The sequence below is a fragment of the Nocardioides palaemonis genome (genome assembly GCF_018275325.1).
Lineage (GTDB): Bacteria > Actinomycetota > Actinomycetes > Propionibacteriales > Nocardioidaceae > Nocardioides > Nocardioides palaemonis.
Genome location: NZ_JAGVQR010000004.1, coordinates 332,933 through 349,335, shown reverse-complemented (window position 1 = coordinate 349,335; position 16,403 = coordinate 332,933). Strand labels below are relative to the sequence as shown.

At 72.4% G+C, this 16,403-nt stretch carries 13 protein-coding genes; 9 read left to right on the top strand and 4 right to left on the bottom strand.

Annotation, left to right across the window (positions count from 1 at the left end; genetic code table 11):
* Window positions 1–62 precede the first annotated feature (62 nt).
* The 5 genes from KDN32_RS17300 (at window position 63) to KDN32_RS17280 (ending at window position 8,322) form a co-directional block, all read left to right on the top strand.
* Window positions 63–3,908, top strand: a complete 3,846-nt coding sequence (locus KDN32_RS17300; protein ID WP_211733499.1) for a DNA-directed RNA polymerase subunit beta' — start codon at window positions 63–65, stop codon at window positions 3,906–3,908.
* Window positions 3,909–4,114: 206 nt separating this feature from the next.
* Window positions 4,115–4,663, top strand: a complete 549-nt coding sequence (locus tag KDN32_RS17295) for a DUF4232 domain-containing protein (RefSeq protein WP_211733498.1) — start codon at window positions 4,115–4,117, stop codon at window positions 4,661–4,663.
* Between the two features lie 124 nt (window positions 4,664–4,787).
* Window positions 4,788–5,822, top strand: coding sequence for a sugar phosphate isomerase/epimerase family protein (locus KDN32_RS17290; protein ID WP_211733497.1), 1,035 nt, complete (start codon window positions 4,788–4,790; stop codon window positions 5,820–5,822).
* Window positions 5,823–6,169: 347 nt separating this feature from the next.
* Entirely contained in the window at window positions 6,170–7,450 is a 1,281-nt protein-coding gene (locus KDN32_RS17285; protein WP_307854187.1) for a geranylgeranyl reductase family protein, read from the top strand.
* A 44-nt stretch (window positions 7,451–7,494) separates the two neighbouring features.
* Window positions 7,495–8,322, top strand: coding sequence for a lysophospholipid acyltransferase family protein (locus KDN32_RS17280; protein WP_211733496.1), 828 nt, complete (start codon window positions 7,495–7,497; stop codon window positions 8,320–8,322).
* On the opposite strand, the gene KDN32_RS17275 is transcribed toward KDN32_RS17280, so the two are convergent.
* On the bottom strand, window positions 8,255–9,280 hold the full coding sequence (locus tag KDN32_RS17275) for an acyltransferase family protein (RefSeq protein WP_211733495.1): 1,026 nt from the start codon (window positions 9,278–9,280) through the stop codon (window positions 8,255–8,257). The two genes, KDN32_RS17280 and KDN32_RS17275, sit on opposite strands and share 68 nt — an antisense overlap.
* A gap of 31 nt (window positions 9,281–9,311) precedes the next feature.
* Here KDN32_RS17275 and KDN32_RS17270 point away from each other — a divergent pair, with 31 nt between their 5' ends.
* From KDN32_RS17270 to KDN32_RS17260, 3 genes are all read left to right on the top strand, one after another.
* On the top strand, window positions 9,312–10,223 hold the full coding sequence (locus KDN32_RS17270) for an NUDIX domain-containing protein (protein WP_211733494.1): 912 nt from the start codon (window positions 9,312–9,314) through the stop codon (window positions 10,221–10,223).
* Window positions 10,220–11,500: a hydroxyacid-oxoacid transhydrogenase gene (locus tag KDN32_RS17265; protein ID WP_211733493.1), complete on the top strand. Its 1,281-nt coding sequence runs from the start codon at window positions 10,220–10,222 to the stop codon at window positions 11,498–11,500. Before KDN32_RS17270 ends, KDN32_RS17265 begins: the two co-directional genes overlap by 4 nt.
* A gap of 146 nt (window positions 11,501–11,646) precedes the next feature.
* Entirely contained in the window at window positions 11,647–12,885 is a 1,239-nt protein-coding gene (locus tag KDN32_RS17260; protein ID WP_211733492.1) for a class I SAM-dependent methyltransferase, read from the top strand.
* On the opposite strand, the gene KDN32_RS17255 is transcribed toward KDN32_RS17260, so the two are convergent.
* Together KDN32_RS17255 and KDN32_RS17250 are read right to left on the bottom strand one after the other, a co-directional pair.
* Window positions 12,875–13,015, bottom strand: coding sequence for an MFS transporter small subunit (locus tag KDN32_RS17255; protein WP_211733491.1), 141 nt, complete (start codon window positions 13,013–13,015; stop codon window positions 12,875–12,877). The genes KDN32_RS17260 and KDN32_RS17255 overlap by 11 nt on opposite strands.
* Window positions 13,012–14,406: an OFA family MFS transporter gene (locus KDN32_RS17250; RefSeq protein WP_211733490.1), complete on the bottom strand. Its 1,395-nt coding sequence runs from the start codon at window positions 14,404–14,406 to the stop codon at window positions 13,012–13,014. Before KDN32_RS17250 ends, KDN32_RS17255 begins: the two co-directional genes overlap by 4 nt.
* Before the next feature lie 151 nt (window positions 14,407–14,557).
* Here KDN32_RS17250 and KDN32_RS17245 point away from each other — a divergent pair, with 151 nt between their 5' ends.
* Window positions 14,558–15,427 carry a hypothetical protein gene (locus tag KDN32_RS17245; RefSeq protein ID WP_211733489.1) on the top strand — a complete coding sequence of 290 codons (870 nt, stop codon included), beginning with the start codon at window positions 14,558–14,560 and terminating at the stop codon, window positions 15,425–15,427.
* Window positions 15,428–15,707: 280 nt separating this feature from the next.
* Here the strand turns inward: KDN32_RS17245 and KDN32_RS17240 are convergent, their stop codons facing one another.
* The gene (locus KDN32_RS17240; RefSeq protein WP_211733488.1) at window positions 15,708–16,397 is read right to left on the bottom strand and encodes an aspartate/glutamate racemase family protein; all 690 of its coding nucleotides are present in this window, start codon (window positions 16,395–16,397) and stop codon (window positions 15,708–15,710) included.
* Window positions 16,398–16,403 lie beyond the last annotated feature (6 nt).

The window sequence follows — 16,403 nt, the reverse complement described above, 5'->3', positions numbered from 1 at the left end:
GCCGGGCCCCTGCCTCCGCCCCCTACCTCACTTTCAAAGAACTACGAAGGGTTGCAGCCACCGTGCTCGACGTGAACTTCTTCGACCAGCTTCAGATCGGCCTGGCCACTGCGGACGACATCCGCACGTGGAGCCACGGCGAGGTCAAGAAGCCGGAGACCATCAACTACCGCACGCTCAAGCCCGAGCGTGACGGCCTCTTCTGCGAGAAGATCTTCGGTCCCACCCGGGACTGGGAGTGCTACTGCGGCAAGTACAAGCGCGTGCGCTTCAAGGGCATCATCTGCGAGCGCTGCGGCGTCGAGGTGACCCGTTCCAAGGTGCGCCGCGAGCGCATGGGCCACATCGAGCTCGCCGCTCCCGTGACCCACATCTGGTACTTCAAGGGCGTCCCCTCGCGCCTGGGCTACCTCCTCGACCTGGCGCCGAAGGACCTCGAGAAGGTCATCTACTTCGCCGCCTACATGATCACCTCGGTCGACGAGGACGCGCGCCACCGCGACATGGAGACCCTGGAGAACAAGGTCGGCCTGGAGCGCGAGCGGCTCGAGAAGCGTCGCGACACCTCCGTGGAGGACCGCGCCAAGAAGCTCGAGGAGGACCTCGCCACCCTCGAGGCCGAGGGTGCCAAGGCCGATGCCAAGCGCAAGGTCCGCGACGGTGCCGACCGCGAGATGAACCAGCTCCGTGACCGCGCCAACCGCGAGATCGCGCGGCTGGAGGAGGTCTGGGACACGTTCAAGAACCTCAAGGTGCAGGACCTGCTCGGCGACGAGCTCCTCTACCGCGAGATGAAGACGTGGTTCGGCAAGTACTTCGAGGGCCACATGGGCGCCACGGCGATCCAGAAGCGCCTCCAGGACTTCGACATCGAGGCCGAGGTGGAGTCGCTGCGCGACACCATCGCCAACGGCAAGGGCCAGCGCAAGGTCCGCGCCCTCAAGCGCCTCAAGGTCGTCGACGCCTTCCGCAAGACCGGCAACCAGCCGATCGGCATGGTCCTCGACGCCGTCCCGGTGATCCCGCCGGACCTGCGCCCGATGGTCCAGCTCGACGGTGGCCGCTTCGCCACCTCCGACCTGAACGACCTCTACCGCCGCGTCATCAACCGCAACAACCGCCTCAAGCGGCTGCTCGACCTCGGCGCGCCCGAGATCATCGTCAACAACGAGAAGCGGATGCTGCAGGAGGCCGTCGACAGCCTCTTCGACAACGGTCGTCGCGGTCGTCCCGTCACCGGCCCGGGCAACCGGCCGCTGAAGTCGCTGTCCGACATGCTCAAGGGCAAGCAGGGTCGCTTCCGCCAGAACCTGCTCGGCAAGCGCGTCGACTACTCGGGCCGCTCGGTCATCGTGTCGGGTCCGCAGCTCAAGCTGCACCAGTGCGGTCTGCCCAAGCAGATGGCGCTCGAGCTGTTCAAGCCGTTCGTGATGAAGCGCCTCGTCGACCTGTCGCACGCGCAGAACATCAAGTCCGCCAAGCGGATGGTCGAGCGGGCCCGCCCGGTCGTGTGGGACGTGCTCGAGGAGGTCATCACCGAGCACCCGGTGCTGCTCAACCGTGCACCCACCCTGCACCGCCTCGGCATCCAGGCCTTCGAGCCGCAGCTGATCGAGGGCAAGGCCATCCAGATCCACCCGCTCGTGTGCGGCGCGTTCAACGCCGACTTCGACGGTGACCAGATGGCCGTGCACCTGCCGCTGTCCGCGGAGGCGCAGGCCGAGGCCCGCATCCTGATGCTGTCGACCAACAACATCCTCAAGCCGTCGGACGGCCGTCCGGTGACCATGCCCTCGCAGGACATGATCATCGGCCTGTTCTGGCTCACCTCGGACCGCGACGGCGAGCCGGGCGAGGGTCGCGTGTTCTCCTCGCCGGCCGAGGCGATCATGGCCTTCGACCGCCGCGAGATCACCCTGCAGAGCAAGATCAGCATCCGCCTCGACGACATCGTGGCGCCGCTGGACCTCGAGTTCGGTGCGGACTGGGAGGAGCGGACTGCGATCCAGCTCGAGACCACGCTGGGCCGGGTCTACTTCAACGACACCCTCCCCGCGGACTACCCGTTCGTGAACGAGGAGGTCGGCAAGAAGCGCCTCGGCGCGATCGTCAACGACCTGGCCGAGCGCTACACCAAGGTCCAGGTCGCCGCGTCGCTCGACGCCCTCAAGGACGCCGGCTTCCACTGGGCCACGCGTTCGGGTGTCACCGTCTCGATCGACGACGTCACCACGCCGGACAGCAAGGCCGAGATCCTCGGCCGCTACGAGGCGCAGGCGGAGAAGGTCCAGAAGAACTACGAGCGCGGTGTGATGACCGACGACGAGCGTCGTCAGGAGCTCATCGAGCTGTGGACCCAGGCTGCTGCCGAGGTCGGTCGCGCGATGGAGACCAACTTCGACCGCAAGAACCCGATCTACATGATGGTCGACTCGGGTGCCTCCGGAAACATGAACCAGATCCGGCAGGTCGCGGCCATGCGTGGTCTGGTGGCCAACCCGAAGGGCGAGATCATCCCGCGCCCGATCAAGGCCAACTTCCGCGAGGGCCTGTCGGTGCTCGAGTACTTCATCTCGACCCACGGTGCCCGCAAGGGTCTCGCCGACACCGCGCTCCGCACGGCCGACTCGGGCTACCTGACCCGTCGTCTGGTCGACGTGTCGCAGGACGTCATCATCCGTGAGGACGACTGCGGCACCGAGCGTGGCCTGCCCAAGCGGATCGACGACGAGCACGTGGAGACCTCGGCCTACGCCCGGGCCTCCGCCGTCGAGATCACCCACCCGGAGACCGGCGAGGTGCTCGCCGCCGCCGGTGAGGACCTCGGCGACGTCAAGATCGGCGAGCTCGTCGCCGCCGGCATCACCGAGGTCAAGGTCCGCTCGGTCCTGACCTGCGACGCCCGCACCGGCACCTGCGCCAAGTGCTACGGCCGCTCGCTGGCCACCGGCCAGCTGGTCGACATCGGTGAGGCGGTCGGCATCATCGCCGCCCAGTCGATCGGTGAGCCCGGCACGCAGCTGACGATGCGTACCTTCCACACCGGTGGTGTGGCCTCCGCGGACGACATCACGCAGGGTCTGCCCCGTGTGGTCGAGCTCTTCGAGGCCCGCTCGCCCAAGGGCCGGACGCCGATCTCGGAGTCCGCCGGTCGGGTGAAGATCGAGGAGACCGACAAGGCCCGCGTCGTCGTGGTCACCCCCGACGACGGTGGCGAGCCGCAGGAGATCCCGGTCTCCAAGCGCTCGCGCCTCAACGTCGAGGAGGGCCAGCACATCGAGGTGGGTCACCACATCACCTCGGGTACGCCGGACCCGCAGGACGTGCTGCGCATCCTCGGTGTCCGCAAGGCCCAGGAGCACCTCGTCGACGAGGTCCAGGAGGTCTACCGGTCCCAGGGCGTGTCGATCCACGACAAGCACATCGAGATCATCGTGCGGCAGATGCTGCGCCGCGTGACGGTCATCGAGTCCGGTGACACCAACCTGCTCCCGTCCGACCTGGTCGACCGGGTGCGGTTCGAGGAGGAGAACCGTCGCGTGGTCTCCGAGGGCGGCAAGCCGGCCTCGGGTCGCCCGGTCCTCATGGGCATCACCAAGGCCTCGCTCGCGACCGAGTCGTGGCTCTCGGCGGCCTCCTTCCAGGAGACCACCCGGGTGCTCACCGACGCCGCGATCAACGGCCGCTCCGACAGCCTGCGTGGCCTGAAGGAGAACGTGATCATCGGCAAGCTCATCCCGGCCGGCACCGGCCTCGAGCGCTACCGCAACATCCGGGTCGAGCCGACCGAGGAGGCCCGCGCCGCGGCGTACTCGGTCACCGGCTACGACGCCTACGACTACGACTTCGGTCCGTCGTCGCAGGCCGTCGCGCTGGACGACTTCGACTTTGGTTCCTACCAGAGCTGAGCGGAGCGAAGCTCTGGTGCGAGGGACCAGGTTGAGGAGCGTCGACCCGGACGGACGCAGTCCGGACGGATGACGCGTCTCGAAACCAGGGTGACGTCGTAGCAGCCCTGCTCCACGCCGAGCCCCGGTCCCCTCGTGGGGGCCGGGGCTCGGTGCATGTCGGGCACCCCTTGGGTCGCCCAGGGTCGCGACGCACACTGGAGCCCATGGTCCGTTCCGTGTGGCACCGCTCGCTCCTGCTCCTCCTCGGCACCTGTGGCCTCGTCCTGGTGGCGACGGCCTACGTCCATCCCGGAGCGCCGCCCGCCCGGGCGGCCGCGACCTCGGTCTCGGTCGCGACCCCGGAGTGCCGGACGTCCCAGCTGCACGCCGACTACCGCGCCCGTGACGCCGCGGCCGGGCACCGCTACGGCGTGGTCCGGCTGCGCAACACCGGTGACCGCGCCTGCGTGCTGCAGGGCTACGGCGGGCTGTCCTACGTCGGCGGCGGCGACGGCACCCAGGTCGGTGCCGCGGCCGACCGAGAGCCCGCGACCGCGCGCCGGGTCGTCCTCGCGCCCGGTGAGCGCGCCCTGAGCCGGGTCGCGGAGACGGTGGCCGAGAACTACCCGCGCGGCCGCTGCCACCCCACCCCGGTCGACGGCTTCCGCGTCTACGCCCCCGACGCCACCCGCGCACTGTTCGTCGCCCACCGCACGACCGGGTGCGCGGACGACGCCGTCCACCTGCTGTCGCACCGCCCGTACCACGCCTGAGGGAGCTTGCTCCGCCTATCTGTCGAGACGCAACCAACTTTTGATTGACGTACAAGCAAAAGTGGCCCTAGCGTCGAACCGATGTGGTGCCCATCACATCCCCACGACAGGAAGGTGCACCCCCATGTGCTTCGGACACGACGGTGACGCGGCGCTCGAGCGCTCGCTGCAGGCGAAGGGCGCGAGCCGCCGCGGACTGATCAGGGGCGCCGCCGGCGCGACGGCGGGCGTCGCAGCGCTCGGCGCGCTCGGCGCGGCACCCGCCTCGGCCGCGGGCCGCAGCACGGGCAAGGGCCACGGCCACGGCCACGGCCATGGCGGGCACGGGCGCCGCGCGCTCGACACGGACCTGATCAGCATCCAGCTCTACACGCTGCGCTCGGCGGCGGCCGCCCCCGGCTCCGGCCCGGCCGCGATCGGCCACCCGGCGGTACTCGAGGCCCTCGCGCGCTACGGCTACGACCGCGTCGAGCTCGCCGGGCTCTACGGCGAGACGCCGGCCAGCATGCGTACGCTCCTCGACGGCCTCGGCCTGCGCGCGACGTCGAGCCACGACGGCATCAGCGCCGACACCGGGGCGGCGCACGCCAAGCTCCAGGGCGCGGTCGCGCTCGGCCAGCGCTACGTCAACGTCCCCTACCTCGCCTCGTCCTCGCTCGCGGACTGGCAGAGGTGGGCCGACCAGATGAACGCCGAGGCGGCGCTGGCCAAGGGCTACGGCCTGCGCTACGGCTACCACAACCACGCCCACGAGTTCACGACCGACCTCGGCGGCGGCCTGACGCCGTGGGAGGTCCTGATGGACCGGCTCGACCGGCGCCTCGTGCACCTCGAGGTCGACCTCTACTGGGCCTTCACCGCGGGGGTGAACACCGGCCACACGACGGCCGAGTCCGCGCTGCGGTTCGCGAAGGACGTCATCGACGAGGCGCCGCTGCGGGTCCGGCAGTACCACGTCAAGGACCGCACGGCGATGGGCACGGCCCCCGCCGAGGCGGACATGTGCGACCTCGGCGTCGGGGTCATCGACTTCGCCTCGCTCTTCGCCCACCACCAGGTGGAGGAGTACATCGTCGAGAACGACACCCCTGACAACCTGGCGGCGCCGCTGCTCACCGCGGCGGTCGGCCGCCTGTACCTCGAGCACCTGCGGTTCTGACCTCCGGCGCGACCGGGCTCCGGGCCGGGACCGCGATTGCGCCGACTCGGCGCGAATGTCACGCGCGAAAGCGCCGAGTCGGCGCGAATGTCTCTGCGCGTGGGACTTTCGTGCCGACTCGACAGTCGGGCAGCGCACATGTGTGCCGACTCAGCGCTCGGGTGCAGCACATTCACGCCGACTCGGCGCCCGGTGGGTCAGCCGGCATCGGGAGCCGTCGACCCACCACGGCGAGGCCATGAAGCCTGCTCCACGATGCCGACCGCCACGCCGCGTCGGTGGGGGGAGCGACGAGCAAAGCGGCAGCACCGCGGCGGGCGCTGGAGGCTCCCTGAGAGAATCGCGGCGTGACGATCCCCACCACGATCCCGGCCTCGACCGACGTCCTCGTCGTCGGCGCCGGCCCCGCGGGCTCCGCCGCTGCCGCGTGGGCGGCGCGTGCCGGCCTCGACGTCGTCCTCGCGGACGCCGCGACCTTCCCGCGCGACAAGACCTGCGGCGACGGGCTCACCCCGCGCGCGATCGGTGAGATGCAGAAGCTCGGGCTCGAGCCGTGGCTGCGCGACCACACCGTCAACCAGGGCCTGCGTGCCCACGGCTTCGGGCAGACGCTGCTGCTGCCGTGGCCGGGCGGCTCGCTGCCCGACTGGGGTTCCGCGGTCGCGCGCACCGAGCTCGACGACCACCTGCGGACGGTGGCGATCACCAGCGGCGCGACCGCGCTCGACGACGCGCGGGCGGTCGGCGTACGACGCGACGGCGAGCGGGTCGCGGCCGTCGAGTTTCGAGGCTCGCAAGCTCGCACCTCAACCACCGAACGCGGCTCGCGGGGGACGTTCGAGATCGCCTGCCGCTGGCTCGTCGTGGCCGACGGCGTGCGCTCGCCGCTGGGCAAGCTGCTCGGGCGCGAGTGGCACCGCGACACCGTCTACGCGGTCGCCGGCCGGTCCTACGTCGACTCCGACCGCTCCGACGACCCGTGGATCAGCTCGCACCTCGAGCTCCGCGACGAGGAGGGTGCGCTGGTGTCCGGCTACGGCTGGATCTTCCCGCTCGGCGACGGCTCGGTGAACCTCGGCGCCGGCACGCTCGCGACCATCCGCCGCCCGGCCGAGGTCGCCATCAAGCCGCTGATGCAGACCTACGCGGACACGATCGGCAAGGACTTCGGGCTCTCCGGCCAGCTCCGGTCGCCCACCTCCGCGCTGCTGCCGATGGGTGGTGCGGTGAGCAACGTCGCCGGGCCCAACTGGGCGCTCGTCGGCGACGCGGCGGCGTGCGTCAACCCGCTCAACGGCGAGGGCATCGACTACGGCCTCGAGACCGGGCGGCTGGTCGCCGAGCACCTCGCGTCCGGCACCGGGCTCGGCGAGGCCTGGCGCTCGACACTGGTCGAGCACTACGGCGAGTCCTTCTCGATCGCCCGGCGGCTCGCCGGGATCGCCACCCAGCCCAAGGTGGTCTCCGCGCTCGGCCCGGCCGGCATGCGGTCCGACTGGCTGATGACGCTCGCGCTGCGCTGGATGGGCAACCTGGTCGACGACGCCGACCGTGACCGCGCCGCGCGCGTGTGGCGGTGGGCCGGACGTCGCTCGATGGCGCGCGACGCCCGCCCGCCGTTCAGCTGATGGCGACGACCGATCCCGGACGGGGTCGGCGCCGAACCAGCGACGTGGGCGAGACGACGTACCGGGTGGTCAACGCGCTCGGTCGCGGCGCGATCCGGGCGCTGGGGATGCGGGTGCACTGGTCCGGGCTCGAGCACCTGCCCGAGGAGGGCCCGGTGCTGCTCGCGGCGACGCACGTGAGCTTCCTCGACTTCCTCCTCCTCGAGCACGCGGCGCTGGAGCAGGGGCGGTTCCTGCGGTTCCTCACCCGGCACGACGTGTGGGACGTGCCCCTGGTGGGGGCGGCGATGACCGCGATGCGTCACGTGCCGGTGGACCGTGCGGCCCCGGCCGGCGCCTACCTCGAGGCCCGTCGGTTGCTGGTCGAGGGGGAGGCCGTGTGCGTGTTCCCGGAGGCCGGGCTCAGCCACTCCTACACGGTGCGACCGCTGATGCGCGGTGCGGTCGCGCTGGCCCGCGAGACCGGGGTGCCGGTGCTGCCGGTGGCGCTGTGGGGTCCTCAGCGGATCTGGTCGGTGGGGCGCACCGATGCGCGCGGCAGGAAGCCGAGGCCCGACCTGACCCGCGGACGGCGGGTGGACGTCAGCATCGGCGCGCCCCTGCACGTGGCGCCGGACGACGACCCGGTCGCGACCACCCACGTCCTCGGGAGCCGCCTGACGGCGATGCTCGAGGGACTCCAGTCCCTGCCCGAGCACCGTCCGGCCGCGGGCGAGCACGCGCCGTGGTACCCCGCCCACCTCGGCGGCCACGCGCCGACGCGCGGGGAGGCCGCGAGCCTCGACCTGGTGCCGCGCGCAGCCGTCAGGCCGACGTGGGGGCCGGACTGCGACGGTCTCGCCGCTTCTCCAGCCACCCCAGCGGGTTGGTGAACGGCTCGAGCACCCGGCGCACCGGCGGGCTCGCGAGCAGCAGCGCCAGCCCGATCGCCCCGGCGATCGTCAGGACCAGCCCGAGGTGGGGGTGGGCCGCGGTGAAGTCGGGCCACCCCAGCACCTTCACGGTCTTGATGACGAAGCCGTGGAAGAGGTAGACGACCATCGTCGCGGTGCCCATCGTGGTGAACCAGCCGAGGTTGCGCCGTGGCACCAGCGCCATCGCCGCGAAGGCGCCGAGCAGGCCGACCATCATCACCGTGAGCCGGGTCTGGAAGACGATCTCGTTGGAGATCGGGATGTCGGAGTAGCCGGTGTCGTACCAGAGCAGCGCGGTCTCGGCCCACGTGTCGGTGTAGAGCGCCATCACGCCGATCCCGACCAGCGTGGGGACCGCGGCGACCTTCACCCACACGTCGTCGAGGTGGGCGAGGTGGCGCGGCTTGAGGTGGAGGCCGAGGACGAAGAACGGCAGCAGGCCGAGGAACCGTGGGATCATCAGCGAGTCGTCGTTCCACAGTCCGCCGGCCAGGCTGACGATCACCGACAGGGGCAGGAACAGCCAGTGCCGCTTGAGGATCGGCGTCACCAGGCGCCACATCAGCAGCACGATGAGGTACCACATCGTCCAGTGCGGGACGAGCCAGATCGGGCCCTCCACGCCCTCCCCGACCACCAGCTTGCGGTAGTAGAAGAGCGCCGGCTCGAAGAGCAGGTAGGGGATCGCGAGCGTGTAGACCAGGCTCTTCATCCGGCGCCGGTCCCACTCGAAGGACTTCGAGAGGTAGCCGCTGACGAACACGAAGGCCGGGATGTGCCACATGTAGATGAAGTCGTAGACCCAGTGGCTGCCCTGGCTGGCCTCGACCAGGCCGATCGCGTGCCCGATGACCACGAGGGTGACCAGCACCATCTTGACGTTGTCGAGCCAGGGATCGCGGGACGGGGGAGCCACGGCGCTCACCGTACTTCACTAGGTTGTGACCATGGGATCCCTGCCGAGGCGCCAACGGGTGGCGGCGTACGCCGTGGTGCTGCGCGAGCGCGCGGGCGCCGTCCAGATCCTGCTCAGCCGGCTCGCGCCGCGGATCTCGCGCACGGAGATGTGGACGCTGCCGGGCGGCGGGGTGGACCACGGTGAGGACCCCCGTGACGCGCTGATCCGCGAGATCCACGAGGAGACCGGGCTCGCCGCGACCATCGGCGAGCGGGCCCGCGTCTACAGCGCCCACATGCCCCGGGCGCCGCGCGACGGCCAGCTCGTCGACGCCCACGCGATCCGCATCGTCTACGACGGGTGGGTCGCGCCCGACGCGCCCGACCCGCGGGTCGTGGAGGTCGACGGGTCCACGGTCGACGCGGCCTGGCTGCCGCTGGCCGACGTGCTCGCCGGCCGGGTCCCGGTCACCGCGTCGGTCGCCGACGCGCTCGAGGACCACCGCCCGTTCCGCCTCCAGCGGGTGGCCGCGTACGCCGTCGTCCGGCGCGACCGCCAGGACGGCCCGGCCGTGCTGCTGACCCGGCTGTCCGCGCGGGCGGCGCACCCCGGCCGATGGACCCTGCCCGGCGGCGGGATCGACCACGGCGAGCCGCCCGCCCGGGCGCTCGCGCGCGAGGTCGAGGAGGAGTGCGGCCTGGCGTGCGAGGTCGGCGAGCTCCTCGACGTCCACGACACCCACTTCGAGGGCACCGCCCCGTCCGGGCGGATCGAGGACTTCCACGGCATCCACCTGCTCTTCCGCGCCTCGGTCGCCGACGGCGAGCCGCGCGTGCTGGAGCAGGACGGCACCACCGACGCGGTCGCGTGGGTCGCCGTGCGCGACGTGGAGGCGGGCGCGGTCGAGGTCCTCGACGTCGTCCGGCACGCCCTGCGCCTCGACGAAGGGGACCCGGCATGACCGAGACCGTCTTCACCTACGCCGCGCCCGGCCTCAAGCTCGGCCGCGGCGCCAGCCGCGAGATCGGCTGGGACCTCGCCCAGCTCGTCGCCACGGCCGGCGGCGAGACCCGCCGGGTGCTGCTGGTGACCGACCCGGGCGTGGCCGCGACCGGGCACCCGGAGCGGGTCGCGGAGGCGGTCCGGGTCAGCGGCCTCGAGGTCGTCGTCTTCGACGGCGCACGCGTCGAGCCCACCGACGCGTCCCTCGAGCAGGCCGTGGCGTTCGCCCGCGAGGCCGGTCCGTTCGACGCCGTGGTCGCCGTGGGCGGCGGGTCGAGCATCGACACCGCGAAGGCGGTCGACCTGATGCTCACCAACGACGGCGCGCTGATGGACTACGTCAACGCCCCGGTCGGCGGCGGCCGAGCACCGGCGCGGCCGCTGCTGCCCCTGGTCGCGGTCCCGACCACGACCGGCACGGGCGCGGAGTCGACGACGATCTGCGTGCTCGACGTGCTGGCCCTGAAGGTCAAGACCGGCATCTCCCACCCGCGCCTGCGGCCCACCCTCGCCGTGGTCGACCCCGACCTGACCACCACCCAGCCGGCGATGGTCACGGCGTCGTCGGGCATGGACATCCTGTGCCACGCGCTGGAGAGCTGGACGGCCCGCTGGTACGCGGACTTCGACGCCAAGACGCCCGAGCAGCGGGTGCCCTACTGCGGCGCGAACCCGGTCGCGGACATGTGGGCCGAGAAGGCGCTCACGCTCCTCGCCGGCGCGTTCCGCACCGCCGTGCGCGACGGCTCCGACGGCGCCGCCCGCGAGCAGATGGCGCTCGCCGCGACGTTCGCCGGGCTGGGCTTCGGCAACGCGGGGGTGCACGTGCCGCACGCCTGCGCGTACCCGATCGCGGGCCGGGTGCGCGACTACCGCCCCGAGGGCTACCCCGCCGACGAGCCGATCGTGCCGCACGGCATGGCCGTCGTGATGACGGCGCCGGCCGCCTTCGCCCTCACCTTCGAGGCGTCCCCCGAGCGGCACCTGCACGCCGCGGCACTGCTCGGCGGCGCGGACGTCGAGGCCGGCCCCGACCTCCTGCCCGCCGTCCTGCGCGGCCTGATGCGCGACGTCGGGCTGCCCAGCGGGCTGGCCGAGCTCGGCTACGGCGCGGACGACGTCGACGACCTCGTCGGGGGCGCGCTGCAGCAGCAGCGGCTGCTCGCCACCGCGCCCGTCGCGGTGACCGCCGACGACCTCGCCGAGGTGTTCCGCGCCTCCCTCGAGCACTGGTGATCCGGTCCCGCGACGAATCGGGCCACGCTGCCCCGGTCACTACGATGGAGGCATGAACCCCCGTCACCGCCGACTCGTCATCCCGGTGGCGTTGGGGGCGCTGCTCCTCGTCGTCGTCCTCGCCGCGGTCCTGTGAGCGCCGACCTGTGAGCGAGGGAACCGCTCCGGAGGTCGACCGGGTCCGCGCGGCGGTGCTCGACGCCGACCGCCTGGTCCGCGCGCTCGCCACCGGGCGCCGCAAGGGCCAGCCGCACCCGGTCCTCGACGGGCGCGAGGTGCGCCGCGTCGAGCTCCGCGTCGTCGACCTGCGCGCCGGCCGCCACCTGCAGGTCACGTCGTACGACGCCACGCAGGCGCGCGCCACCAACCACCCGGTCGGCGAGGCGGCGACGGCCGCCGTGGACGCCCTGCTGGCGCAGCCCTTCGGCAACTGGCACGTCGACACCGCGACCGAGTCCCTCCAGCTGCGGGTGACCAAGAAGGGCGCGCCCCTGCTCCACGTCGCGGCCCGCGACGCGGAGGTCGAGGTGTCGCGCGGCCACGACCGTGCCAAGGACCGGCTGCTGCGCGAGGACGACCCGGTGCTGCGCGCACTGGGGATCAGTGACGCGCAGGGGAGGGTCAAGCCGAGCCGGCAGGCGAAGTACCGGCAGGTCGAGGAGTTCGTCCGGCTGCTCGACGCCAGCCTCACGGAGGCGATGGCCCAGGGCCACGTCCGCACCCCGACCGCCGACGACCCGCTGCGCGTCGTCGACCTCGGCTGCGGCAACGCCTACCTCACCTTCGCGGCGCACCGCTTCCTCACCGCCCCGCCCGAGGAGGGCGGCCGCGGCCTGGCCGTCCGGATGACCGGGGTCGACGTCAAGCAGCAGTCGGCCGACCACAACGGCGAGGTCGCCGCCGGGATGGGCATCGACGCGGACTTCGTCGTCGGCTCGATCGCCGACGCCGAGCTCGACCGGGCGCCCGACGTCGTCCTCGCGCTGCACGCCTGCGACACGGCGACCGACGACGCGCTCGCGCGCGGGATCGCGTGGGACGCCGCGCTCGTGCTCGCCGCCCCGTGCTGCCACCACGACATCGCCGCCCAGCTGCGGGCCGCGCCCGCGCCCGAGCCGTACGCAGTGCTCACCCGCCACGGCATCCTGCGCGAGCGGTTCGCCGACACGCTGACCGACGCCCTGCGGGCCACCCTGCTGCGCCGCGAGGGCTACCGCGTCGACGTCGTCGAGTTCGTGGAGAGCGCCCACACGCCGCGCAACACGCTGCTGCGCGCGGTGCGGACGGGCGGGCGCAGCGACGACGCGGCGAGCGAGTACGACGCGCTGGTCGCCGCCTGGGGCGTCCGTCCGCGGCTGGGCGAGCTGCTCGGCGCTACCCGGTGAAGAGGGCGGACGCCTTCACCAGCGTCTGCCAGAGCCCGTAGGCCAGCGGGAGCCCCACCACCAGCCAGGCCAGGGCGACCAGTGCCGGGCTGGTCGGGGTGTCGTCGGCGGTGCGGTCGTCGGTGGTCATCGGGTGGCCTCCTGTCGGGTGGCGATGCGGTCCTCGTTGGCGGCGTGGGCGTCGTGGTCGAAGTGGGTCTCGGCCACCGGGCGGACCAGCAGGTTGGCGACGAAGCCGACCGCGAGCACGCCGACCATGGTCAGCAGGGCCGGACGGTAGTCGGCGGCGACCAGGTTGCCCGGCTCGCCGACCGAGTCGAGGATCCCGTTGACGATGAGCGGCCCGGCGACACCGGCCGCCGCCCACGCGGTCAGCAGCCGTCCGTGGATGGCGCCGACCTCGAGGGTGCCGAACAGGTCCTTGAGGTAGGCCGGGATGGTGGCGAAGCCGCCGCCGTAGTAGCTGATGATCACGACCGCCAGCGCCACGAAGACGACGGTCGAGACGCTGCCGAAGAGGGCGAGCAGGAGGTAGAGCACCAGCCCGACCCCGAGGTACATGACGTAGGTGTTCCGGCGCCCGATGTGGTCGGACAGGCTCGACCACACGAAGCGGCCGAGCATGTTGGCCAGCGACAGCACGCCGACGAAGCCGCCCGCGGCGGCTGCGGTGACCGTGCTGGTGCCGCCGTCGCGGAAGAAGTCCTGGATCATCGGGGCCGCCTGCTCGAGGATCCCGATGCCGGCGGTGACGTTGCAGAACAGCACGACCCACAGCAGCCAGAACTGCGGCGTGCGGATCGCGGCGGACGCGCGGACGAGGGCGCCGTTGCTGCCGGGGGAGTGCTCGGCGGTCTCGTCGCTGCCGTGGCCCGGCGGCACGCGGACCAGCGCGGCGCCGACGAGCATCAGCGCGGTGTAGACCACGCCGAGGGTGAGGAAGGTCTGCGCGAGCGCGGAACCTGAGGCGACGGCGCCGGGCTCGGTGGCGACGAAGCCGGGGTCGTAGGCGGCCAACAGGCGGTTGGAGAGCGGGGAGGCGATCAGCGCGCCGCCGCCGAAGCCCATGATCGCCATGCCGGTCGCGAGGCCGGGACGGTCCGGGAACCACTTGATCAGCGTCGAGACCGGCGAGATGTAGCCGATGCCGAGGCCGATGCCGCCGATCACGCCGTAGCCGAGGTAGAGCAGCCACAGCTGGCCGGACGAGATGCCGAGCGAGCCGACGACGAAGCCGACGCCCCAGCACACGGCCGAGGCGAGCATCGCCTTGCGCGGGCCGGAGCGCTCCACCCACGTCCCGAGGACGGCGGCGGAGAGGCCGAGCATCACGATCGCGAGGGAGAACACCCACCCGATCGCCGTCAGGCTGGTGTCGAAGGTCGCGACCAGCGAGGTCTTGAACACCGAGAAGGCGTAGACCTGGCCGATGGACAGGTGGACCGCGAGCGCCGCTGGCGGGATCAGCCACCGGCTGTAGCCGGGTCGGGCGACGATCGCCTGCTTGTCGAGCACGGACATGACTTCCCCCTGGTTCCGAGAGCGTCCCGAGTGAACCCCTGCACGCTACGGACAGGTGGTTGAGCCGTCACACACCTCCACGGGTGGCCCCGACGAGCGGTCGGTCCAGGCGACGAGCGGTCTGACGGGCGTCCCCGGCTACCGTGGGGGCGTGGTGAGGGGCGTACGAGCGGTGGTCGGCGTGGCCGTCGCGCTGCCCTTCCTGCTGGGTGCGGCGGCCGGCGACGGCGCGTCCGGTCGCCCGGTCCTGCGCTTCGAGGACCCCGACGTCGTGGAGTCGAGCGGCCTCGCGCTGGTCGACGGGCTGCTGGTCACCACCAACGACTCGGGCGACAGCGGCCGGGTGTTCGCGGTCGACCCGACCACCGGGCAGACGGTCGGCGTGACCGCGTGGTCGCCCGCGCCGGAGGACGTCGAGGCCCTGGCCCCTGCGGGCGACGGCGACGTGTGGGTCGCGGACACCGGCGACAACCGCGCCGTGCGCGACTCGGTCGAGGTGCTGCGGGTGCCGGTCGGGCGGGGCGACGTGGATGCTGCGCCCGAGCGCTACGAGCTGGTCTACCCCGACGGCGCCCGCGACGCCGAGGCGCTGCTCGCCCACCCCGTGACCGGCCAGCTGTTCGTGGTCACCAAGGGAATCTTCGCCGGTGAGGTCTACGCCGCCCCGCTACGGCTGCGCGCCGACCGCCCCAACCGCCTGGTGCAGGTCGCGGACGCGCCGGGCATCGTCACCGACGCCGCGTTCCTGCCCGGCGGCGGCGCGCTCGTCCTGCGGACCTACACCAACGCCCACGTCGTGGCCTACCCCTCGTGGGAGCCGCTGGGGTGGTGGGAGCTCCCGGCGCAGGACCAGGGCGAGGGCATCGCCGTCGCGGGCGACGATCTGTGGCTCAGCACCGAGGGCGCCCGGTCCCAGGTCCTCGCCGTCGACCTCCCGCCGGCCGCGTCCGCCGCCGACCTCGCGGGGCCGGCGTGGTCGGTGTGGCGCTGGCTCGCCACGGCCCGCGGCCTGCCGCTCTGACCCCGGTGGTCGAGGAGGTCGCGCAGCGACCGTCACGAGACCCGCCCCGCCAGCCACCGTCATCAGGTGGGTCGAGCGGACCAATGTCCGCTCAACGCCCGCCATGGCGGGCGACAAGCGGCCACGGCGGTCGACCAGTTCGTCCTGTCGGCTGCAGCCGGGAGGGGAGGGGTGGCGCGAGCGGACTGCGGCCCCTGTGGTTCACCCGGTGGACCGCACAGGCCGCACTCACCGGACCTCGGGCACGAGTGCCGTCGGGATCCAGCGGCGTGTGGACCCCTCAGGCCAGCGCACGGTCGAGCGCGGCCTGCACGTGCAGGGTCGTGCAGGGGAAGACCGGCAGCTCGACGTCGGCCTGCTTCACCAGCAGCTCGAGCTCGGTGCAGCCGAGCAGCACGCCGCCGGCGCCGGCGTCCCAGAGCTCCTCGATGATCGACACGACCCGGCTGCGGGTGCGCGGGAGCACCACGCCGTGGACCAGCTCCTCGTAGATCGCGTCGTTGAGGACGTCGTGGTGGCGCTCGTCGGGCACGACCACGGAGAGCCCGTGGGAGGCGAGCCGGTCGACGAAGAACGACTCCGACATCGCGACCTTGGTGCCGATCAGCCCGACGGTGCCCACGCCCGCGGCCTTCACGGCCTCGGCGACCACGTCGGCCAGGTGCAGCACCGGGATGTCCACGGCCTCCTCGACCTGGTCGGCGACCTTGTGGAACGTCGTGGTGCACAGCAGCAGGAAGTCCGCGCCGGCCCGCTCGACACCGCGCGCGGCGTCGGCGAGCAGCACGCCGACCTGGTCCCAGCGCTCGTCGTCCTCGAGGTGGGTCACCTCCGCGAAGTCGACCGTGGTGAGCGCCAGCTTGGGCGACGACAGCCCGCCCAGCCGCTCGCGCGTCCCGAGGTTGAGGTCGCGGTAGTAGGCCGCGCTGCTTTCCCAGCTCATCCCGCCGACGAGTCCGATGGTCTTCACGCGCGG

Coding starts and splice junctions, on each gene's coding strand:
- KDN32_RS17270 (WP_211733494.1), top strand. CDS start 9,312: ATGGGATCCCTGCCGAGGCGCCAACGGGTGGCGGCGTACGCCGTGGTG.
- KDN32_RS17265 (WP_211733493.1), top strand. CDS start 10,220: ATGACCGAGACCGTCTTCACCTACGCCGCGCCCGGCCTCAAGCTCGGC.
- KDN32_RS17295 (WP_211733498.1), top strand. CDS start 4,115: ATGGTCCGTTCCGTGTGGCACCGCTCGCTCCTGCTCCTCCTCGGCACC.
- KDN32_RS17250 (WP_211733490.1), bottom strand. CDS start 14,406: ATGTCCGTGCTCGACAAGCAGGCGATCGTCGCCCGACCCGGCTACAGC.
- KDN32_RS17290 (WP_211733497.1), top strand. CDS start 4,788: ATGTGCTTCGGACACGACGGTGACGCGGCGCTCGAGCGCTCGCTGCAG.
- KDN32_RS17255 (WP_211733491.1), bottom strand. CDS start 13,015: ATGACCACCGACGACCGCACCGCCGACGACACCCCGACCAGCCCGGCA.